The following is a 22068-nucleotide window of genomic DNA, read 5'->3' on the forward strand; positions in this document are numbered from 1 at the left end:
CGTAAGATATGGAACTGTTCACGCCCGAAATAGGCTTGGTATTTTGGATGTTCGTTGTCTTCGTCATCCTCTTTGTCATACTCGCCAAGTTCGGCTGGCCCTACATTTTGCGCAGCCTCGACGAACGAGCCGAGTTCATTGACAAGGGGGTGGAGTATGCCCAGGAGGCCAAATCTCACCTGGACAACGCACAGGCCGAAGCCAAAGCTCTTTTGGTCGAAGCGCAGAAACAACAAATGGAGATTCTGCACGAAGCTGCCCAGATGAAGACTCAGATTATTGAGGAAGCACGTCAGGCAGCCTCGGTAGAAGCTAAAAAAGTGATGGACGCTGCGGCCGTGTCGATCGAGCAGGCCCGCAAAGAGTCGGAACTCCAATTCCGCCGCGAAGTGAGCCAGTTTGCCCTGCAAATTGCCGAGAAGATGATGCGCAAGCAACTCTCCGACGACAAGACCCAGGTCGAAATGGTCGACAAACTGTTGAATGAAATTGAGAATCAAAACTAATAGAACATGAACGAGGGGTTAATACCGAATAGATATGCGAAAGCTCTCTACAAATACGCCCAGGAACATGGTGTGGCCGAGGCGATTTATGAAGAGATGAAACGCCTTGATGACGCCTTTAAGGCGCATCCCGAGTTTTCAAAAGTATTGGGTAACCCGGCTCTTTCTCCTTCGGACAAGGTACGGGTGCTGTCGTCGGCTTTCGGTGAAAAGCCCGACGATTATCTGCTCCGTTTCGTTCAGTTAGTTATCAAGAACCGTCGCGAAACGTTTGTAAGGTCTATCGGACTGGCCTACCAGGATATCTATCGCCGGGCCAACCACATTGCCCGCGTGACGATAACCACCGCCACCGCCTTGAACAAGGAGGTGCTGGGCCGCATCGGCGACCTTATGAAAAAGCAAACGGACAAGACGCTGGAATTTGTTTATGAAATAGATCCCACCCTCATCGGCGGATTTATTTTGCGCGTGGATTCGATGCAATTAGATGCTTCGGTCAATAGTGAATTAAAAAAATTGCGTTTGAAATTGCTAAACAGCAAGTGATATGATAAAACCCAGTGAAATATCGGATATATTAAAGAAACAACTCGACGAGGTCGACTCCAAAATCAATTTTGAAGAAGTAGGTACTGTTCTCGAAGTTGGTGATGGTGTGGCTCACGTGTACGGGCTCGACAATGTGCGTTCCAGCGAATTGATCGAGTTTGAAAACGGCGTACACGGCGTGGCCATGAACTTGGAGGAGAGCAATGTGGGTGTCATCTTGCTCGATAACGTTGACAAGGTTACCGAGAACATGACCGCCCGCCGCACCGGCGAAATTGCCTCTCTGCCCGTGGGCGAAGGATTGCTCGGCCGAGTTATCAATACGTTGGGTGAACCTATCGATGGCGCAGGTCCCATTCAAGGCGACCTTATCAGAATGCCCCTCGAGCGCAAGGCTCCGGGTGTAATCTTCCGCCAACCGGTAAAGCAACCCTTGCAGACCGGTATCAAGGCCATCGACTCGATGGTGCCCATCGGCCGCGGACAACGTGAGCTGATTATCGGCGACCGCCAGATCGGTAAGACGGCGATTGCCATCGACACGATTATCAACCAGCGGGACAATTACAAGAACGGGACTCCCCTCTATTGTATCTATGTGGCTATCGGACAGAAAGCCTCGTCGGTAGCCGCGCTGGTCAATACCTTGCGGGAACATGGAGCCCTCGACTATACCGTCGTGCTGGCCGCCAACGCCTCCGACTCGGCTGCGATGCGCTACTATGCACCGTTTGCCGGTGCCGCCATCGGCGAGTATTTCAGAGACCGCGGTTGCCACGCATTGGTCATCTACGACGACCTCTCGAAACAGGCCGTAGCCTATCGTGAGATTTCGTTGATTCTGCGTCGTCCCTCAGGTCGTGAAGCCTACCCGGGCGATATCTTCTACCTGCACTCCCGTCTGCTCGAGCGTGCCGCCAAGATTATCGAGAACGACGAGGTAGCCGCTTCGATGAACGACCTGCCCGAGGTATTGAAGCCGATGGTAAAAGGTGGCGGTTCGTTGACGGCCCTGCCTATTATCGAGACCCAGGCCGGTGACGTGTCGGCCTATATCCCTACCAACGTGATTTCGATTACCGACGGTCAGATATTCTTGGAGACCGCCCTCTTCAACCAGGGTGTGCGTCCCGCCATCAACGTGGGTATCTCGGTTTCGCGTGTGGGTGGTAGTGCCCAGGTGAAGGCCATGAAGAAGATTGCCGGTACGTTGAAGATCGACCAGGCCCAGTTCCGTGAGCTCGAATCGTTCACCAAGTTCGGTGGCGACGTCGACCCGGTAACCGCCATGACCATCGACAAGGGCCGCAAGAACGAGCGTATCCTCATACAGCCCCAGTATTCGCCGGTGCCCGTCGAGGAGGAGATTGCCATCATCTATTGCGGTACGCAAGGATTGTTGCACAACGTACCTCTCGACAAGGTAGCCGAGTTTGAGAAATTGTATTTGCAGATATTGAAATCAAAATATAGCCACGAGGTTTTGGACGAACTGCGGGCCGGACATCTCGACGACAAGATTTCCGCCCTCATGACCGAGGTCGCTACCGAGGTGGCTAATCGATTTAAGGCATAATAGACTATGGCATCAATGCGCGACTTGAAAGGAAGAATCGGCTCGGTCGCTTCTTCCGAAAAAATAACCGGTGCGATGAAGATGATTTCGTCGGCCAAGATGCACAAGGCCGATTTGGCTTTGCGTCGTGTGCGGCCGTTCCGGGATCAGATTCAGCGTACCATCAATCATCTTATTTCTGCCGATGCAGAGTATAGTTCACCGCTCACCGAGGTGCGTCCCGTGAAGCGGAGGGCCGTAGTCGTGCTCAGTTCGGACGAGGGATTGTGTGGCGCATTCAACATGAATCTGTTTAAACGCACGCTCGAAGTCATCAACCAGGGGCGCGAAGAGGCCGGTAATTCCGTGATGTTTGTTGTTTATCCGATAGGAAAGAAAGCCTCTCAATTTGCCCATAAACTGGTGGGCGAGGGTGTGGAGATTGCCATGACCGATTATATGACGGCCAAGAGCCCGGGTGAGGACATAGCCCGTTTTACCAACGAGCTTACCCGCGACTTCGTGGCCGGCAAAATCGACGAAATAGAGGTCGTATATACCCATTACAAAAGCGCCAGTAAACAGACGTTGGCCACACGTCGGCTGTTGCCGATTGCCGCCGACGATTTGGCCGCCGGCGAGAAGGTCGAGCGCAACAAGCCCTATTTGTTCGAGCCCGACGTGAACACCATTTATAATGAGATACTGCCGCTTTATGTCTTGTCGAACATGCAGGAAGCCATCTGCTCCAACCGGGTCTCCGAACAGGCTGCCCGGGTGATGGCCATGCAGTCGGCAAACGACAATGCCAAGGAACTGTTGGACGACCTGCAACTCGAATACAACAAGCTGCGTCAGCAGAGCATTACGGCCGAGTTGCTGGATATCGCAGGAGGACGAGTAGATTGAACTATCGGCAAAGAGCTTGGCCCGCCAGGCTCTTTTGACGCATGAAATAAACCATAGTGTTAACTAATAAAATAAGAGTTCTGTAAAGAGATTTATGGGAAGTTTTAAAAATTACATGACATCTTTCTGGAAAGGATTGCTGAGCCTTCTGCAAGGAATGGAAGTGACCGGTAAATACTTCTTGAGCCGGAAAGTTACCGAACAGTATCCCGAAAACCGGGCGACCTTGAAAATCCCCGAGCGTTTCAGAGGGACATTGACCTTGATTTACGATGAAAACGGGCAGCACAAATGTGTGGCTTGCGGTATCTGTCAGATGAATTGCCCCAACGGGACAATCAAAATCGAGGCCTCGAAGATTACCACCGAAGATGGTAAGACCAAAAGAGTGTTAGATAAATATGTGTATGACCTGGGTAGTTGCACCTTCTGCCAGATGTGTGTGTCTACGTGTCCTCACCACGCCATCAAGTTCACCAACGAATTTGAGCACGCCGTTTTCCGTCGTGAGAAACTGGTGAAGATTCTCAATCATACCGATAACCCAACCGAAAAATAATAGATTAACATTATGGAACAAATAGCAAATCAAGTTATCTTCGGCTTGCTTGCATTGGTCATCGTGGTGTGTTCGATTCTGACCGTCACCACCCGACGCATTCTGCGGGCAGCCACTTACCTCCTGTTCGTTCTGTTTGCGACAGCCGGTATTTATTTCCAGCTTGACTTTACCTTCTTGGGCGCCGTACAGCTTGCCGTCTATGCCGGCGGTATTGTGGTGCTGTTTGTCTTCTCGATTCTGTTGACGAGTCACCCCGGAGACAAGGCGACGTTGCTCTCTTCCAAGAAACGCGTAGTCGGGCTCATTGCTTCGATATTCGGCGCCATCGTGTGCGGCTATACGCTGCTCACCTATCCGTTCTTCACCAAGCCGCTCACCAGTGTCATCACCGGCGAGGTCGACATGAAGGTGATAGGCCATGCGCTCATGGGGGTAGAGAAGTACCAGTATCTGCTGCCCTTTGAAGCAATCAGTGTGTTGTTACTGGCATGTATCATCGGTGGCATTATGATTGCCCGTAAAAGATAAGAACTATGGAAATACCAATGATTGCCTATTTGGTGGTAAGTACCATCATGTTTTTTGCCGGGGTTTACGGGTTTGTGACACGTAAGAATATGCTGGCGATGCTCATTTCGCTCGAATTGATGCTCAATGCGGCCGACATCAACTTTGTGGTGTTCAACCGTTACCTTTATCCCGAGGCCTTGGAGGGATTCTTCTTCACCCTCTTTGCAATAGGTATTGCCGCTGCCGAGACAGCGCTTGCCATTGCAATCATTATCAACATCTTCCGCCACATTCGGAATGTTGACGTGCATAACCTTGATAAAATGAAATATTGATCGATATGGAATATTCAGTTATAATACTTTTACTCCCGCTTTGCATGTTCCTCTTTCTGGGACTTGTGGGGCATAAGTTGAGCGAACGCGTTGCCGGCGTGTTGGGAACCCTCGGGTTGACCGTTACCGCCGTGCTGGCCTACATGGTAGCGTTCAACTATTTTACTATGCCGCGCAATGCCGAAGGCGTTTTTGAGACTTTGCAGCCGGTTAACTTCGAGTGGTTGCGCTTTACCGAGCAACTGCATATCGACCTGGGTATCTTGCTGGACCCCATCTCGGTCATGATGCTGGTGGTTATCACCACGGTTTCGCTCATGGTACACATTTACAGTATGGGCTACATGCATGGTGAGAAGGGCTTCCAACGCTATTATGCCTTCTTGTCGCTGTTCAGCTTCTCCATGTTGGGACTGGTTGTGGCCACAAACATTTTCCAGATGTATATCTTCTGGGAGCTGGTGGGTGTATCGTCCTACCTGCTTATCGGATTTTACTATACCAAACCGGCTGCGGTTTCGGCTTCGAAGAAAGCCTTTATCGTTACCCGTTTTGCCGACCTGGGCTTCCTGATCGGTATCCTTATCCTCTCGTTCTTTACCGAGACGTTCGATTTCCAGACTCTGATGTCGAATCCCACGTCGCTGGTAACCGAGACGGCCGGCATGACCTTCATGGGTTGCTCGGTAGCCGCCTGGGCCATGGCGCTCATCTTCATGGGTGGTGCCGGTAAGTCGGCCATGTTCCCGTTACACATCTGGTTGCCCGATGCCATGGAGGGTCCTACTCCGGTATCGGCCTTGATCCACGCCGCTACGATGGTGGTTGCCGGTGTCTATCTGGTAGCCCGGCTCTTCCCCATGTACTGCGCCGTGCCCGAGGTGCTCGACCTCATTACTTGGGTGGGTGCCATCACGGCACTCTACGCCGCAGTCGTTGCTTGTGTGCAAACCGATATCAAACGGGTGTTAGCCTTCTCGACCATTTCGCAAATTGCCTTTATGATGGTGGCTCTGGGTGTGGCCTTCGACACCGACCTGCACGCCGGTCTCGGCTACATGGCCTCCATGTTCCACCTCTTCACGCACGCCATGTTCAAGGCGCTGCTCTTCCTCGGTGCCGGTTGCATTATCCATGCCGTTCACTCCAACGAGATGTCCGAGATGGGCAACCTGCACAAATATATGCCGGTGACTCACATCACCTTCCTGATTGCCTGTTTGGCCATCGCCGGTATTCCTCCCTTCTCGGGCTTCTTCAGTAAGGACGAGATTCTTACGGCCGCCTTCGAGAAGAGCACATTGTGGGGTGTATGGATGACGGCTGTGGCCGGTCTCACCGCCTTCTACATGTTCCGTCTCTACTACCGCATCTTCTGGTGGAGCAAACCTTCGTATGAGCACCACACGCCGCACGAAGCTCCCAAGACGATGTATCTGCCGCTGGTATTCCTGGCATTGGTTACCTGCGTGGCCGGTTTCATTCCCTTCGGCGAGTTCGTATCGGTAAACGGCGAGGCCTATCACATTCACCTCGATTGGTCGGTAGCTACGACGAGTATTATCGTAGCCGTTGTCGCCATTGCCCTGGCCACCTGGATGTATCTCTCGGAGAACTCCAAGCCCAAAGCCCTGGCCGACAAGTTCCGCGCCCTGCACACGGCAGCTTACCACCGCTTCTACATGGACGAACTTTACATGTGGGTTACCCACAAGATTATATTCCAGCATATCTGCCGGCCCATCGCCTGGTTCGACCGTCATATCGTTGATGGCACGATGAATATGTTGGCTACCGTTACCAACGGAGTTTCCTACGGCATACGCAAGTTGCAGTCGGGATATATCCAATGGTATGTATGGGTATTCATTATGGGCGCATTGTTGATTGCCGTACTGGCCATGTGCTTTTAACTGATGGTTGAACGATAAAAAATTAAAGAAACACTATGAATTTTCTATCATTATTTGTGCTTATCCCTCTCTTGATGATGCTGGGTCTCTGGATCGCAAGAGATATGAAACAGATACGAACGGTAGCGGTTATTGGTTCAACCTTATTGTTGGCGTTGTCCGTTTACACTCTCGTTGAGTTTCTGGCCGAACGCGCTGCTGGAAATACAGCGACGATGTTGTTTACCGATAGCCGCATGTGGTATGCTCCGCTGAACATTCACTACGCTGTCGGCGTGGACGGTGTATCGGTGGCCATGTTGCTGCTCTCGTCCATTATAGTTTTTGCCGGAGTCTTCGCTTCGTGGAAAATCAACCCCCTGCCCAAGGAGTTCTTCTTGTGGTTCATGTTGCTTTCGACGGGTGTGTTTGGCTTCTTCATCTCGGTCGACCTCTTCACGATGTTCATGTTCTACGAGGTGGCCCTTATCCCCATGTACCTGCTGATTGGCGTTTGGGGCAGCGGCCGCAAGAACTATTCGGCCATGAAACTGACGCTGATGCTGATGGGTGGTTCGGCCCTGCTGATGATCGGTATCCTGGGCATCTACTACCAATCGGGTCTCCACTCGATGAATGTGGTCGACATTGCCGAGCACGGTAATATCCCCATGAACTGGCAATATTTCCTCTTCCCGATGACCTTTGTGGGATTCGGTGTGCTGGGAGCCATGTTCCCGTTCCACACTTGGTCGCCCGACGGTCACGCTTCGGCGCCCACGGCCGTGTCGATGTTGCACGCCGGTGTACTGATGAAGCTGGGTGGTTACGGCTGCTTCCGGGTAGCCATCTACCTCATGCCCCAGGCTGCCAACGAACTGGCTTGGATATTCCTGATCTTGACCGGTATCAGTGTCGTTTACGGTGCGTTCAGTGCTTGTGTACAGACCGACTTGAAATACATCAACGCCTACTCTTCGGTAAGTCACTGCGGTCTGGTGCTCTTCGCAATCCTCATGCTCAATACCACGGCCATGACCGGTGCGGTGATGCAGATGCTCTCGCACGGTTTGATGACGGCCCTCTTCTTTGCCCTCATCGGTATGATTTACGGTCGTACCCACACCCGTGATATTCGCGAGATGGGCGGCTTGATGCAAATCATGCCGTTCCTGTCGGTAGGTTACGTGATTGCCGGTTTGGCTTCGCTGGGTCTTCCGGGATTGAGCGGATTCGTGGCCGAGATGACCATCTTTGTCGGTTCGTTCGAGCATACCGATACTTTCCACCGGGTATTTACGATTGTCGCTTGTACCTCGATTGTGATTACGGCGGTCTATATTCTGCGCGTGGTTGGGAAACTGTTGTACGGTGCCGTTCAAAACGAACACCATCGCGAGTTGACCGATGCCGAATGGTGGGAACGCCTCTCGGTCATCACCCTTATCGTGTGTGTGGTTGCCATCGGTAGCTTCCCCCACTGGATCTCCGATCTGATTCGTGGCGGTGTGGAACCTATTACTAATTTGTTGTCTCAAGCTCTTTAATCATACAGTATATGGATTATTCACAGTTTTTAGTTATGCGCTCGGAAATATCGCTGCTGGTCGTATTCCTGCTGATATTTTTCGTAGACACCTTTGGTGGAAACAAGAGCCTCAAAGGATTATCGATTACAGCGTGTGTCCTGTTTGCCCTGCACACGATCTGGAACATCATACCGGTCGAGTCGGCATCGGCCTTTGGCGGCATGTATCAGACGTCGCCCATCGCGTCGATGGTAAAGACCGTGCTTAACATAGGTACCTTCATCGTGTTGCTGCAATCGATTTCGTGGAGCAATACTCCCGATGTGAAAGTGCGTCGGGGTGAGTTTTACGAGTTGTTGCTGGTGACCCTCTTCGGTATGTACCTGATGGTTTCGTCGGGACACTTCCTGCTCTTCTTCATCGGGCTCGAGACCGCTTCACTGCCTATGGCCGCGCTCATCGCCATCACCAAGAAAGACTCTGAATCGTATGAGGCCGGTGCCAAATACCTCTTCACGGCCGTCTTCTCGTCGGCACTCTTCCTGCTGGGACTCTCGTTCCTCTATGGTGTTTCGGGTTCGCTCTATTTCGACGACATTGCCATCAATATTGCCGGCAATCACACGCCGTTGTTCATCGCCACGCTTGTCTTTGTGCTGGCCGGTATGGGATTCAAGCTCTCGCTCGTTCCCTTCCACTTGTGGACAGCCGACGTTTACGAAGGGGCTCCCACGCAGGTAACCTCCTACTTGTCGGTTATCTCGAAGGGGTCGGCAGCCTTTGCCCTCCTGTTGGTTCTCTACAAGGTGTTCGCCTTCGAACCGGCCGTTTGGCAAGGTATCATGTGGGCCTTGATTGTACTGACGATTACCGTGGGTAACCTCTTTGCCATTCGTCAGAAGAACCTGAAACGGTTCCTGGCCTTCTCGTCCATCTCGCAGGCCGGTTACATCATGTTGGGTATCATCGCCGGTTCGATTCAAGGTACGACCGCGCTGGTTTACTACGTACTGGTTTACATCTTCTCCAACCTGGCTGCCTTCGGCGTGATTTCGTCGATCGAGCACAACAGCGGCAAGGTGAATATGGACGACTACAACGGCCTCTACAAGACCAACCCCAAACTGAGTGTCATCATGATGTTGGCCATGTTCTCGTTGGCCGGTATCCCGCCGTTCGCCGGATTCTTCAGCAAGTTCTTCATCTTTGCTTCGGCCATTCACTCGGGATTCTATATTCTGGTGCTCATCGCCTTGCTCAATACCATCATCTCGCTCTACTACTATCTGCTGGTGGTAAAGGCCATGTTTATCAATACCGAGAACGAGTGTGTCATCGCACCCTTCCGCAGCGACAACGGTTCGCGCGTGAGTCTCATCGTGTGTGTAGCCGGTATCCTGTTGCTGGGTATTGCCAGCTGCGTATACGGTTACTTTGCCGACCTCAGCGCACTGGGCCTCTAATCGAAAGCAATCAATATTCTGTATAGACAAAGGGCCGGAGAGCAAATGCTCCCCGGCCCTCTTTTTTGCCGTCGCCTCTCAGGCATAGCTGTGCATGCCGCCCAGCAGAAAGTTGACGCCGAAGTAGGTAATGAGCACGCAGAGGAATGCGACCACACAGAACCCGTGAAAGAAGGCAGGTTTCCTGAATAATGGCAACGACTCCGGGTGCAGGGCCATGGCGTAGATGAGCCAGGTGATGAGTGCCCATACTTCTTTGGGGTCCCAGCCCCAGTATCGTCCCCACGAGATGTTGGCCCACACGGCTCCCACGAAGATTCCGGCCGCCAGGGCAAAGACGGCGGGATAGAGCAGAATGCGTCCTACCGTCTGCAACTGCTCGGCTTGCCGGGGGTGACGGCGGGAGAGTGTCAGGCCGGCGATACCGTTGAACATGACGAAGGCCAGCAAGGTGTAGGCGGTCATCACCAGAACCACGTGAACCGAGAGCAGGGGCGAGGTGAGTACTGGCATAAGCGGGGTAATGGGGGGATTGGATTCGCCCATCATCGAGACCAGCATGGCCAGACCGCTCACCAGATAGCCGAACGGCAGAATCAGAATAAAGCGACGGTGCCCGATCAGGGTTATCCCCAGGGCACACCAAGCCATGAACTGCATCGTCTCGAATCCGCTGGCCAGTGGCCAGTGTCGGGCAATGTAGCCTCGCAGAAGCAGGGTGGCCGAGAGGTAGGCAAAACCAATGATGACCCCGGCCAACAGCAACTGATGAATCCAGCGCGGCCCCGAACTGTACCCGATGATGCGACGGCAGGCATGCGCAAAGGCAAGAGCTCCGACAACGAGGAAGAGTATGGCCGCCACGAGCGAGTGGCCCAGGTGGTTATAGAGCAACTCGGCTTGCAGACGTCCGTTCGTGGGGAACGCCTCTCCGGCAGTCTGTCGTTGGTATCGGGCTATTTTGTCGAATACTTGTGACAGACAGGCGTAGTCGCGTTGGGCCACCAGTTCGTTCACATAGTTCATCGATTGTTGTATAAAGGTACTTTGTTCCCGGGGCAGGTCGTGCGGCAGCGGGTCAACCTGTGAGGCCCAGTGCAGGGTATCGCCCTGTCGGTAGGGAAAGATTTGCAGCAACGAGCCGGTGCAGAGCATGGCCACGAGGTTGAATTTCTCGTTGGCCTCGGTGACTCCCCGGTCGTTCATACCCTCGGGTCGGTACTCCCTCACCGCGCGGTTGAAGTCGGTGAGCCGGGCATACTGCCCCTCGATACCCAGCAGACGTCGGGCCTCCCGACTTTTGATGCGAATCATTGGTTCCTGTTTCCATTCGTCGTAATAGAAGAGCCACCCGGCCAGCACTTGTTCGGGCGAGAGTCCCCGGTAGCTGCTCTTCCCCGAGAGTTTCACCGTAAAGTCCCGGGCCAGTGTCGAGAGAGGGCAGATGCGCTGGTTGTAGTAGATGCAGAGCCTCCCCAACTGGTCGGCCTGTTCGTGCGGGAGGGTAGGGGGTACCCTTGTCTCGGCCGCCTGAGCCGGGAGCAGGGTAGCCAGCAGAATCGCGCCGCCGAGCGAGATACCCCGCAGGGTGTGGTTGCGTAACAACCGGCGGAAGGTGCCTTGCCGGTCGGTGAGTTGAGCCGCCATGGCCATCAGCAGCAACAGGTAGCCGGTGTAGGTGATGCCGATTCCCCAGGGGTCGTGCGAGACCGAGAGTCGGGAACCGGCACCGTCGGAGTCGTAGGACGATTGGTAGAAGCGGTATCCCCGGTAACGGGCAATGTGGTTCATGGCGATGGTTTCGCATCGGGTCTGCGAGCCGTCGGTGATGGTGATGCGGCTCACGAAGTCGAGCGGGGCCCGGGTCCCCGGATAGTATTCGATGTCGAAACTTTCAAGCGCGACGGTGAAGGGGAATGGCTGTTCCTCTCCGCCGCTGTCGCGGTAGGAGTGGGCGGGCTCTTCGTCCAGTCTCAGATGCAGGGTGCCCTGCTGTCCGGTGAGCCAGGTGACGAAAGCTCCGCTCAGGATAACCAGCAGGGCCAGATGCAGCAGCCAGGTGGCCGGTCGTATCGTCGGGCTGCGGCGCATCAGGTAGGCGAAGCCCGACAGAGCCAGCAACAGCCAGAGTAGGACGAATGCGGGCGAGCCGTAGATGTGGCGGGTGACAAAGGGGGTACCCTGGATTTTTTCGAGAACGGTTGCCGAGGTGAGTACACCCAGCATGAGGGCCAGCAGGCCAAAGGTGAATCGTTTGAGTATCTTCATTGTATGGAGAGGGGTTTCTTTATACCTCGAAATGCCGACGCGCAGTGCGCCGGCATTTCTCAGCATGGGGTTCAAGAGGGTAGGGTTTGTTAGCCAATTAGGCTAATTAGATGGCATCGATAAATTTCACCACCGCTTCGCGGTCCTCTTTGCTCAGTTTCCGGAACTTCTCGACCGACCACCGGGCATCGCTTTCGGGAGCACCGTGCCACATGATGGCTTCAATCACGTTGCGGGCCCGGCAGTCGTGCAGCCGGTCGCTTTCGAACGAGCCGGTACATTTCTGATGCAGCCCTCTGCCCCACAGAGGAGTGGTGCGGCACCAGCCGGTGCGAATATCGTTCTGCATGTGCAGGCGGTGTTGTACCAGGTCGGTGTAAGGCCATATTTTTTGGTGAGGATAGCGGGGCAGTTCGGTGCCGCGGGTGAAGAATCCGCTGGGATCGGTATAGCGGTCTTCACCGGTTGTCCAGGTGGGGCGATGGCAATAGCTGCACCCCATCTCGGTAAACAGTTGCTTGCCCCGTTGTATCGTGGGGTCGTCGAGATTGCGTGCTGCCGGTACAGCCAGTCCCCGATGCCATACCATCAGGTCGGTGTAGTATTCGTCGCTCATCTCGACCGGCAGGTCGGTAGCCATCAGGTAGTTGTAGATATCCTGTTCGACCCCGGCGTCGGTTTTCCGGTCGGGGAAGAAATCGTAGAACCGGGCTTGTACCTCGGGATCTTTCGAAGCCTTCTCGGCATAGGCTTTTGTCATGTAGTGGTAGCGACGGTTCGAGCGGGTTACGTTGGTAATGTTCCAGATGGCGTTTGAGCCGGCAGCATCTTGTAAGGGGCCGCGGCTCAGGGCGTAGGTGAAGCGGTAGGGGTGTTTCTCGCCTGTACCTCCGTCGCTGGGACGGTTGTTGCTGTATTGGCTCACCCACTCGCCATTTTGGAAAATTTTCGGGTTCAGGGCAAAGTAGTTGTCTTTTTCCTGTTTGGCATATTGGGCTTTCAAATCCTCGTCGGTAATGGCATCGAGCAGACCTGTGCCGTAGATGCCGATGGTCGATTCGAGCCGGATATTCACCTGGTCGGGTGAGAGGGTACGACCGTCGGTGGTGATGAGGTCGACGTAGTAGGCATCGGCCGGAATCGTTACCTCGGGATAAATCAGTTCGTAGGTGGTACCGTCCTCAAACGTGTTGTTCCAGCTGTCGGTATAGGGCTTCCAGGTAATCTTGATTTTCGAGGGGTCTATCGGAGCCTTGAAGGGCTCGACGGCAAAGAGTTGCGGCATGCCGGTGAGCGAGGTGATGTAGTTGTCGTTGTCGTCGTAGATGACCAGCAGATAGCCGTTGCCTATCTCTGTGGCATTGAATCCACCTTCTTGTCGTTTGCCATGTCCGTAGCCCGGGTGACAGTGCATGCACGAAGTACGTATGTAGAGCGGACCCAGACCTCCACGAACCGAGCCGTCGGAGGCCGGGGTGAATATCTTCTCGAAGAGTGCTTCTCCGTTTTTGAACGAGGCCTCCATGCCGGCATTCTCGACCGCGGGCGACGGCTGTTCGAAGGCGGCCGAGGTGGTGTTGAAGGCTGTACCCAGTTGGCCGCCCGTGTAATACTCCTCCGAGAGTTGCGTAGTGACCGGCTTCGGGGTATCGTCGATTTTGTCATCTGTGCAACTGGCGACACATAGTGCCGCCGTTGCAAAAGCCAGTAAAAAAGGATACGATTTCATAGCTTTTGGGTTTATAATGGGGTTATTGACCTATGGCCGATTGTGCTTCGTCGAGAGCCTTCTTCAAGGCGTTGCAGGCTGCGGTAGCCTGCTTCCACTGTTCGTTGTGGGTGCCGGCATAGTTGACGAAGGGAGCTGGAGCCGCTTCGATGGCGTTGAGTGCGGCTTCGATGGCGTTGCGCACCGCGGTATCGGCACTGGGATTGATTCCGGCCAGGTAGTTGCTCACCGAGGGGTCGCCCACGTTGGTTCCCAGGTAGGCGTTCCTGATGCTGACGATGTTGTCGTAGAAGTCGACTTTGGAGTTCTTGGCGTAGGGCGACTCGATGTAACTGAGATCTTCCGACGCTCCGGCGGCCGCTTCGTTGGGGCGGCCGATTTTCTGGTTGCCCACCTCGTCGGCAATGTCCGAGCAACCCTGAATAATCTCTTGGGCCGCTTCGAGATAGCTCTTGTATTTGCTGCCGCCTTTACCGGCATTTTTCATGCTCTCGCCGTAATTGAACGAGGGTTCGAGTTCGGCTTCGGTGAGCAAGGTCTGTTTTTGAGACGATACCTGGGATAATCCTTTCCAGGAGGCTTCCAGGCGTACGCATTGGTTGGCCAGGTCGCCTGCCACGGCGGTGAGGTAGACCAGCTCTTCCTTGCGGGAGAAGGAGCTGTTTCGAGCCTGTCCGGTCGTGGCCGAGGCGTCGATCTGGTGGTCGAACAGCATGTATTCGATGGCATGGAATCCCAACAGCCCGTAACCCAGTCCAGCCGCATACTCGGCATCCATCATACCCATGCGCACGGGGTCATCGAGCAGAGCTTGCAGGTCGGTAGCGTTGAGCGGCCACGAGTCGATATGTGGGTCGATGTTGTAGTCGCCGGCGGCTCCGTAGAGGAATGCTTCGCTCAATTCCCACTGTTTGCGGGCCTCATACCATTTTTCACAGGCCTGCTCTACAAGGGCTTGGGTAGCTGTGCTCAACGAGCCCGAAGCGGCAATGTCGGTCGAGGCGTTGGCCAGTGCCGAGGTCTCGATTTGAGCACAGAGTTCGGCCAGTTCGAGGCTGGCATCGGCCAGCGAGGTGTAGGTAGGAACAACCGTGTTTTCGACAAAAGCGGTAGCCGCCGATTGCAGGGCGGTTTCGCGTTGCTCCTCCCATGAGAAGTCTGTCTCCTTTTCCGAGCAGGCCGTTCCGCCGAGGAGTAAAGAGGTGAGGAGCGGCAGGTAAAGCGAATAAGTGAATTTTCTTTTCATTGTATTGGTATTTTTTAGTGTTGAATAAAAGTAATTATCGAGTGAACAACCCCGAGTAGGCAACGCCTATCGACACGGCAGGTTCGTTGTTGTAGTGGCCAGTGCGGGTGGCCCCCGACGAGTCGGTATAGGTGTAGGAGTTGGCATTGAGCAGTCCGATGCTGTATTCGGCTTTGATGACAATCGATTTCAAGGGGTAGTAGTTGATACCGGCTGCCAGTCGTTGCCGACCACACCAGTTATAGTGTTGTACCCGCGCCGGGGTCTTGAACATCGAATCGTAGTATTCGTAGCGACCGAAGAGGTGAAACTTTTGACCCCGGGCATGCAGTTTGGGCGAGAATGAAAAGAGGTCGTATCCCGCTTCGATACCGGTGGCGATGGCATCGGAGGCGACAGCCTGTTTGGCCGATACCGATGAGGCGGGCATGCTGCCGTTGAAGGCGGTAATGACATCGGCATCGGTGAGATGGCCATAGTCGCAGTTGCCCCGTATGATCCAGTTATGAGCGTCGTAGGCAAAATCGAAGGCCCCGATGAGTACCGTACCCTTTACCCCCTTGTACCGGCTGTTGGTCTGGGGATAGAGCGTATTGTTGAAACTGTTCCCGCCGTATCCGCTCACGCTCAGTCGCAGTCCCGGTATCGAATAGTTGTCGATGCGGAAGGCTCCGGCATAGCTGTTCCCTATCTTGAATTCATAGGGGCTGCCTGCCCCGTCGTGAATCCACCCTTTGCTGTTGAATCGGTCTGAGTCGAGTCCCGGTATGAACATCACCTCGTAGCGCCAGTGCCGTCCTAGCATACCCCACAGCCCGATACCCGTTTCGTGCCAGGTACAGGGGAGTATGGTGTTTTCGCCTTCGGGCCGGTATACCCCGAAGAACTCGGTGGGGGAGTGGTGACTGTTGGTGGCACCCACCGGTACGATCATGTGTCCCATGCGCAGGTTGAGTGCCGGAGAAAAACTCTTTTGAATCCAGAACTGTTCGAGGGCGACCTCGCCGCCCCGTTCGATTTCCGACTCATATTCGCCGGCCTCCTCCTCTTCGATTTCGACGGCGCTCTCGGTCCCGCCGTGTTCAAACTCGATTTCGCTGCCCATGCTCCAGCCCCGGCCGAAGTCATAGCCCAGAAAGATGACCACGTGAGGCAGGTCGAATCGTCCGTGATGTTCGCCCTTGTGCAGGTGGGCGTCCTGGTATTTCTTGTAGTCGTCGCTGAAAAAGTTGAGCGAGGCTACGGCTTCACCATATCCGCCGAGGGTGAGGCGGGATCTCTTTTTCTCGGCTGGTGCTGTTTGGGGTTGGGACTGGAACTCCTGACGAAGTTCTTTCAGAATTTCGGCTTTCAGTTCAGTTTTCAGTAGCGTCTTTGTAGTATCCGAATGCTCGGTTGCCCCCGATACGGCATCGATTTTTTCGCGGTTTTGTGCGACCGTTGGCAGGGAGAGTAGCAGAGCTGTCGTGAGCCCTAGAATTTGGAGTTGCATGGATTTTGTTTTTTGATTTCCGATGCAAAATTAGAGGGAAGGCTCAGGGAGGACAATACCTATAATTTAGTAAAAAAAAGATTGAAATTAGTATTTTTTAGGTAAAAGAAACAGCCTTTCTATGGACTGGATAATCTCCTTGTTTTTTTAGATATTTATATGAATTTTATGGCTTTGTGCAGCCGTCTGCGGGCCATTTAGGAATCCTGATAGACCGAGGGCGAGCAGCCTACCGCCTTTTTGAAGTAGCTGCCGAAGAACGACTGGTTGGCAAAGTTGAGCAGGTCGCTTACCTGCTGCACATTGTATTTGCCGCATTTGAGCAAAGCCTTGGCTTCGAGAATGACGTAGTCGCGAATCCAGTCGCCGGCGTGGTTTCCACTGATGTCGAAGACCACCTGCGACAGGTATTTGGGGGTGATACACAGTTTGTCGGCATAGAAGCCTATGCGTCGTTCGGCGGTGCAGTGTTGCTTGAGCAGGGCGATGAACTGGTCGAAAATCTGTTTCTTGCGCGAAACATATTGGGTGTCTTTCTGCTCGATATAGGGGCTCATCAACTGGCAGAGGTTGTAATAGAATATTTGAATGTAACCGTTGAGAATTTCGTGGGTGAATACCCCTTCGGGTTGTCGTATTTTTTGGTGCATGTGGTGGTAAAGTCCGATCATCTCGTCCATTTCACTGTCGGAGAGACGTAGTATGGTGTTGTCGATAAGATATTTGCGTACGATGAGCGCACTTTGGCTGTTCCCTTCGGGCAGGTTGTTGATTTGAGCAAAGGCCATGATGGCCATGCGGCAGTCGGGAGAAATCTCTATACATTGACCGATTGTCCCGGGAATGACGATCTGGATACAGTTGCGTTGCAATACATACTCGTTCAGGTTCAGGTTGACTCGCATGTAGCCGTCGAGGCAGAGGAGCATCATGGCAAACTGTATTTTAAAGGGATAGGGTGAGGAGATGAAGTTGAGTATCTGGGGATCGTTTGACAAGATTGCAAGGTCGTAAGGTTCGTCAAAATTATCGGACATGAAGATTTCATCACGATAGACACAAGCCCGCTTGTTGAACGGCAGCATGTTTAGGTTCAAAGGGTTGAGAGTTGAATTTTGCGACATGATTTCATGATGATTTTCGAGGGCGAATATACCTATTTGAATAATAAACAACTTGATTTTCTTGTTAAATAGGGTTATTAGTCGACTTTTTGAACAATCTGCAAGACGACTACGACAAACGGCTGTCACCGAAAAGGAGGAAATTTGCAGGCGTGAAATCAATTCAAAAAACGAGATAGCATGAAAACGAATGTGTGTATGGCGGTTGCCTTTCTGCTCTTGTGCGGCTGTACCGGCCGGGAGCAGGAGACGGCTCGTGAACGGAGTGTGTATCTGACCCGTCCCGAAGCCTTGGGCGAGGAGACGGTGAAGAGCTATTCGGGAATCGTGAAGGAGGCTCACGAGATAAGCCTCGGGTTCAAGACGGCGGGTCAGATAGCCCGCATTCATGTGGCGGAGGGCGACCGGGTGCGTCGCGGTCAGTTGCTGGCCGAACTTGACGATACCGATTATCGGTTGGGCGTCGAGGCCTTGCAGGTGCAGTATGACCAGGTGCGCGACGAGGTGAAGCGTACCGAGCGTCTGCTGGCTCAAAAGAGTATATCGCCCAACGACTACGAAAAGGCTTCGGCCGGGTTGAAACAACTCGAAGTGCAGTTGCAGGCCAACAAGAACAAACTGAACTACACCAAACTGTATGCCCCTGTCGACGGGTATATACAGGCGGTCAATTTCTCGCCGGCCGAGATGGTCGATGCGGGTACCGCCCTCTTCACCCTGCTCGATGTGTCGCAGATGGAGGTCATGGTCGATATTCCGGGCAGCCTCTACCGGCAACGGGGTGAGTTTGTCCGCTTCGCCTGCCGGGCGGCAGGTATCGACGAGGCAATGCCTCTTGTCCTCACCAGCCTTACCCCCAAGGCCGACGGCAACCAGCTGTATCGCATGCAACTGGCTTTTGAGCAACGCCCCGACAGCCGATTGACGGCCGGCATGAATGTCGAGGTCGAGGTGGCCTTGGGCGACTCGACGGCCGCTCGCGGATTTGCCGTACCGTTGCAGGCTCTCTTCCAACAGGGCGACAGCGCGTGCGTGTGGCTCTTCCGCCCCGACTCGACCGTGACCTGCCGGCAGGTCGAACTGGACGGCATCGATGGCGAAGGCCGGGCTGTCGTCTCGAAGGGATTGACCGGCGACGAATCGATTGTGCGGGCCGGTGTGCATGTGTTGAAAGAAGGGGAGAAAGTTCGTGTGATTGAAGCTCCCCGGAGTACTAACGTAGGAGGATTGCTGTGATGAAGATAACCCGATTTTTCATGCAGCGGCCTGTGCTCTTCTGGTCGCTCATGGTGGCGATACTCATTGCGGGAGTTCTGTCGTTTGTGCAGATGCCCAAACTCGAAGACCCCGCCGTATCGGCCAAGCAGGCCATGGTGGTCGTGTCGTGGCCGGGAGCCAGCGCCCACGAGATGGAGCTGCAAGTGGCCCAGCTCATGGAGGACGAGCTGCGGGCTTTGCCGAATGTGAAGAAGGTGAAGACCGAGTGCCAGAACAGTGCGGCACTCTTTACCGTCGAGTTTCAAATGACGGTACTCAACCGCGACCTCGAACAGCACTTCGACCTGTTGCGACGCAAGGTTAACGATGTGGCTTCCCGCCTGCCGCAGGGGTGTTACGAGCCCATCGTAATTGACGACATGATGGACGTGTATGGCATTTTCTATGCCCTCACGGCCGACGGCTACGACTATCCCGAGATGTACCGCTATGCCCGTTATCTGCAACGCGAACTGCTCGACGTGAAGGGGGTGAAGCGCATCAATATCGTGGGGAACCGCGACGAGGTTATCAATATCATCGTCTCGAAGGAACAGATTGCCCGCAACGGCATTATTCCCACCCAGATCATGTCGGCCTTGCAGAGTGCCGGCAAGACCGTTAATGCCGGTCGGTACGGAATCGATGGAGAGCGCATCGCCTTCTATGTCGACTCGTCGGTCAAGGACGAGGAGGATATTCGCAACCTGCAAATACAGACCCTCGACGGCAAGATGCTGCGCATCGGTGATGTGGCTCGGGTGGAGCGCGGTTACGCCTCGCCCCAGCGCAACGGCTTCTTTGTCGACGGCAAACCGGCGCTGGCCATCTGCATCGCCATGGAGTCGTCGGCCATCGTGCCCGATGTGGGGAGGGTGGTCGACGCCCGGCTGGCCGAGGCCATGAAGAGTCTGCCGGCCGGATTCTCCACCGACAAGATTTTCTTCCAACCCGACAAGGTCGACGAGGCCATTTCGTCGTTCATGTGGAACCTGGTCGAGTCGGTCGCTATCGTGATTCTCGTACTCATCTTTACGATGGGTTGGCGCAGCGGGCTCATCATCGGCTTCGGACTGGTGCTCACGGTGTGTGTTTCGTTTCCCATCTTGCTCATGTGTGGTACCACCCTGCAACGCATCTCGTTGGGAGCCTTTATCGTGGCGATGGGTATGCTGGTCGACAATGCCGTGGTGATTATGGACGGCATACTCATCGACAAGAAACGGGGGTTGCCGCCCGATACCTACCTCTATCGCATAGGTCGCAACACGGCCATGCCGTTGCTGGGAGCTACGATTATCGCGGCGTCGACCTTCCTTTGCGTCTATCTCTCGCCCGACTCGGCTGGTGAATATGCAGGCGACCTCTTCCTGGTACTGTGTGTAAGCCTGTTGGCCAGTTGGGTACTGGCTCTTATTCAGGTACCCGTGTGTGCCCACTCGTGGTTGCCTCGGCGAGAGAAGAAGGAGGGTAAAGACGCGACAGCTGCGGCGGTGATGAATTCGCCGGTACACCGTTTCGTGCGTAAGACGATTGCTTTTCTCATCGGATACAAGCGAGTGACCATTACCGTGGCCGTGGTACTGCTGGTGTTGTGCCTGATAGGGGTGAAGCAGGTCAAGAATCTCTTTTTCCCCGATTTTGACTACAAGCAGTTTGTCGTGGAGTGTTTCTTCCCGTCGGCAGCCAATGCCGATACGGTGTGTGCCCGCCTGTTGGAGATGAGCGAGCGGGTATTGCAGAATCCGCAGATTGAGCGGGTGGCTGTCAGCCAGGGCAGTGCACCGGCCCACTACTGTCTGGTACGGCCCATGACTTCGGGCGGCGATTGTTACGGCGAATTGATTGTCGATTGCAAGGATTACCGCACGGTGGTCGAGCAGATACCCGTGGTGCGCGAGCAGTTGCGCTGCGAATATCCCGATGCCTATATCCGCATTCGCAAATACAACTTCTCGATTTCTACTTCGCATACGGTCGAGGTGGAGTTTTCGGGGCCCGACCCGGCCGTATTGAGGCAGTTGAGTGCTCAGGCCGAGGAGATTATGCGTCGCTCACCTTATGTCGATGCCTATTCGGTACAGAACAACTGGAAGCCGCGGGGGAAGGCGCTGGTGGCCGAGTATGACCAGCAGGACGCCCTGCGCTCGGGTATCGGGCGCAGCGATGTGGCCAACGCCCTGTTGGCGGCAACCGACGGTATGACGGTAGGGGTGCTCAACGAGCAGGACCGCATGGTCATGCTCAACCTCCAAGTGCGCAATGCCGACGGGTCGTCTATCCGCAATCTCGAAGATATTCCGGTGTGGAGCATGCTCAACCTGCATCTCTCGAACGAGGCGTTGCAAAGTGCCCTGGCTGGCGGCGAGGGTATGAGTCGCCTGCAAGACCAGCTTTTCCGTGCCACCCCGCTGAGCAATGTGGCGCATCACATACGGCTCGATTGGGACGAAGATGTGGTGCTGCGCATGAACGGCCGTCGTGTAATCGAGGCCGAGTGCGACCCCAATCCCTATTGCGACGAGGCGACACCCGCCAAGGTGGTCGAATCGATTCGCGACGAAATCGAGGCTATCGACCTGCCCGAGGGCTACCACATGCGCTGGGTGGGCGAGGGCGAGTTGCAGGGCGAGGCCATAGGCAACCTCATGAAGTTCGTACCGCTCACGATTTTCATCATCTTGGCCATCTTGCTGCTGCTCTTCAACAGCTGGCGCAAGGTGATACTGATTCTCCTCTGCATACCCTTTGTCTTCTGCGGCATCACGCCAGTGCTGCTGGTGAGCGGTCAGCCCTTTACCTTTATGGCCATCATCGGTATGATGGGATTGATGGGCATGATGGTGAAGAATGCCATCGTGCTGGTCGACGAAATCAACCGGTTGCAGACCGAGGAGAAGCAGTCGCCCTACACGGCGGTCGTCGGGGCTACCGTGTCGCGCGTGCGTCCCGTGCTGATGGCTTCGCTCACCACCATTGTGGGTATGATTCCGCTGGTGACCGACCCCATGTACAGCTCAATGGCCATCACCATCATGGGTGGCCTCACTGTGGGCACGATTATCACGCTCGTGTTGCTGCCGCTCTTCTATGCGGCCATGTTCCGAATCAGAAAACCTAACGCATAAAAACCGAATGA

The 22068-nt window shown here is 54.4% G+C and carries 17 protein-coding genes; 12 read left to right on the forward strand and 5 right to left on the reverse strand.

All coding sequences use genetic code 11. From position 1 onward, the window contains the following. The first annotated feature begins 8 nt into the window (after positions 1 to 8). The 10 genes from atpF (at position 9) to BARVI_RS09715 (ending at position 9813) form a co-directional block, all read left to right on the forward strand. Positions 9 to 506: a F0F1 ATP synthase subunit B gene (atpF, locus tag BARVI_RS09670; protein ID WP_025279051.1), complete on the forward strand. Its 498-nt coding sequence runs from the start codon at positions 9 to 11 to the stop codon at positions 504 to 506. Positions 507 to 512: 6 nt separating this feature from the next. Further along, the gene (locus tag BARVI_RS09675) at positions 513 to 1055 is read left to right on the forward strand and encodes a F0F1 ATP synthase subunit delta (protein WP_025279052.1); all 543 of its coding nucleotides are present in this window, start codon (positions 513 to 515) and stop codon (positions 1053 to 1055) included. Between the two features lies 1 nt (position 1056). Beyond that, complete coding sequence (gene atpA / locus BARVI_RS09680; protein WP_025279053.1) at positions 1057 to 2634, forward strand: F0F1 ATP synthase subunit alpha; 1578 nt, start codon at positions 1057 to 1059, stop codon at positions 2632 to 2634. A 6-nt stretch (positions 2635 to 2640) separates the two neighbouring features. Next, entirely contained in the window at positions 2641 to 3522 is an 882-nt protein-coding gene (gene atpG / locus BARVI_RS09685; RefSeq protein WP_025279054.1) for an ATP synthase F1 subunit gamma, read from the forward strand. Positions 3523 to 3616: 94 nt separating this feature from the next. After that, positions 3617 to 4081 carry a NuoI/complex I 23 kDa subunit family protein gene (locus tag BARVI_RS09690; RefSeq protein ID WP_025279055.1) on the forward strand — a complete coding sequence of 155 codons (465 nt, stop codon included), beginning with the start codon at positions 3617 to 3619 and terminating at the stop codon, positions 4079 to 4081. A 12-nt stretch (positions 4082 to 4093) separates the two neighbouring features. Continuing rightward, entirely contained in the window at positions 4094 to 4612 is a 519-nt protein-coding gene (locus tag BARVI_RS09695) for an NADH-quinone oxidoreductase subunit J family protein (RefSeq protein WP_025279056.1), read from the forward strand. A 5-nt stretch (positions 4613 to 4617) separates the two neighbouring features. After that, positions 4618 to 4929: an NADH-quinone oxidoreductase subunit NuoK gene (nuoK, locus tag BARVI_RS09700; protein ID WP_025279057.1), complete on the forward strand. Its 312-nt coding sequence runs from the start codon at positions 4618 to 4620 to the stop codon at positions 4927 to 4929. Positions 4930 to 4934: 5 nt separating this feature from the next. Further along, positions 4935 to 6842: an NADH-quinone oxidoreductase subunit L gene (gene nuoL, locus BARVI_RS09705; protein WP_025279058.1), complete on the forward strand. Its 1908-nt coding sequence runs from the start codon at positions 4935 to 4937 to the stop codon at positions 6840 to 6842. Between the two features lie 35 nt (positions 6843 to 6877). Next, on the forward strand, positions 6878 to 8368 hold the full coding sequence (locus tag BARVI_RS09710) for a complex I subunit 4 family protein (RefSeq protein WP_025279059.1): 1491 nt from the start codon (positions 6878 to 6880) through the stop codon (positions 8366 to 8368). An 11-nt stretch (positions 8369 to 8379) separates the two neighbouring features. Continuing rightward, a complete protein-coding gene (locus BARVI_RS09715; protein WP_025279060.1) occupies positions 8380 to 9813 on the forward strand; it encodes an NADH-quinone oxidoreductase subunit N in 1434 nt (477 codons plus the stop codon). Between the two features lie 78 nt (positions 9814 to 9891). On the opposite strand, the gene ccsA is transcribed toward BARVI_RS09715, so the two are convergent. The 5 genes from ccsA to BARVI_RS09740 form a co-directional block, all read right to left on the reverse strand. After that, complete coding sequence (gene ccsA / locus BARVI_RS13615) at positions 9892 to 12081, reverse strand: cytochrome c biogenesis protein (protein WP_025279061.1); 2190 nt, start codon at positions 12079 to 12081, stop codon at positions 9892 to 9894. 106 nt (positions 12082 to 12187) lie between these two features. Beyond that, the gene (locus tag BARVI_RS09725; RefSeq protein ID WP_025279062.1) at positions 12188 to 13810 is read right to left on the reverse strand and encodes a di-heme oxidoredictase family protein; all 1623 of its coding nucleotides are present in this window, start codon (positions 13808 to 13810) and stop codon (positions 12188 to 12190) included. Positions 13811 to 13832: 22 nt separating this feature from the next. Next, the gene (locus BARVI_RS09730; protein WP_025279063.1) at positions 13833 to 15056 is read right to left on the reverse strand and encodes an imelysin family protein; all 1224 of its coding nucleotides are present in this window, start codon (positions 15054 to 15056) and stop codon (positions 13833 to 13835) included. A 34-nt stretch (positions 15057 to 15090) separates the two neighbouring features. After that, positions 15091 to 16548: a hypothetical protein gene (locus BARVI_RS09735; RefSeq protein ID WP_025279064.1), complete on the reverse strand. Its 1458-nt coding sequence runs from the start codon at positions 16546 to 16548 to the stop codon at positions 15091 to 15093. A 197-nt stretch (positions 16549 to 16745) separates the two neighbouring features. Further along, the gene (locus BARVI_RS09740) at positions 16746 to 17645 is read right to left on the reverse strand and encodes a helix-turn-helix domain-containing protein (protein WP_198015966.1); all 900 of its coding nucleotides are present in this window, start codon (positions 17643 to 17645) and stop codon (positions 16746 to 16748) included. Between the two features lie 207 nt (positions 17646 to 17852). Here BARVI_RS09740 and BARVI_RS09745 point away from each other — a divergent pair, with 207 nt between their 5' ends. After that, a complete protein-coding gene (locus BARVI_RS09745; protein ID WP_025279066.1) occupies positions 17853 to 18908 on the forward strand; it encodes an efflux RND transporter periplasmic adaptor subunit in 1056 nt (351 codons plus the stop codon). Next, entirely contained in the window at positions 18908 to 22057 is a 3150-nt protein-coding gene (locus BARVI_RS09750) for an efflux RND transporter permease subunit (RefSeq protein WP_038534344.1), read from the forward strand. Before BARVI_RS09745 ends, BARVI_RS09750 begins: the two co-directional genes overlap by 1 nt. The last annotated feature ends 11 nt before the right edge of the window (positions 22058 to 22068 follow it).

Origin of the sequence: Barnesiella viscericola DSM 18177, from assembly GCF_000512915.1 — a bacterium.
GTDB lineage: Bacteria > Bacteroidota > Bacteroidia > Bacteroidales > Barnesiellaceae > Barnesiella > Barnesiella viscericola.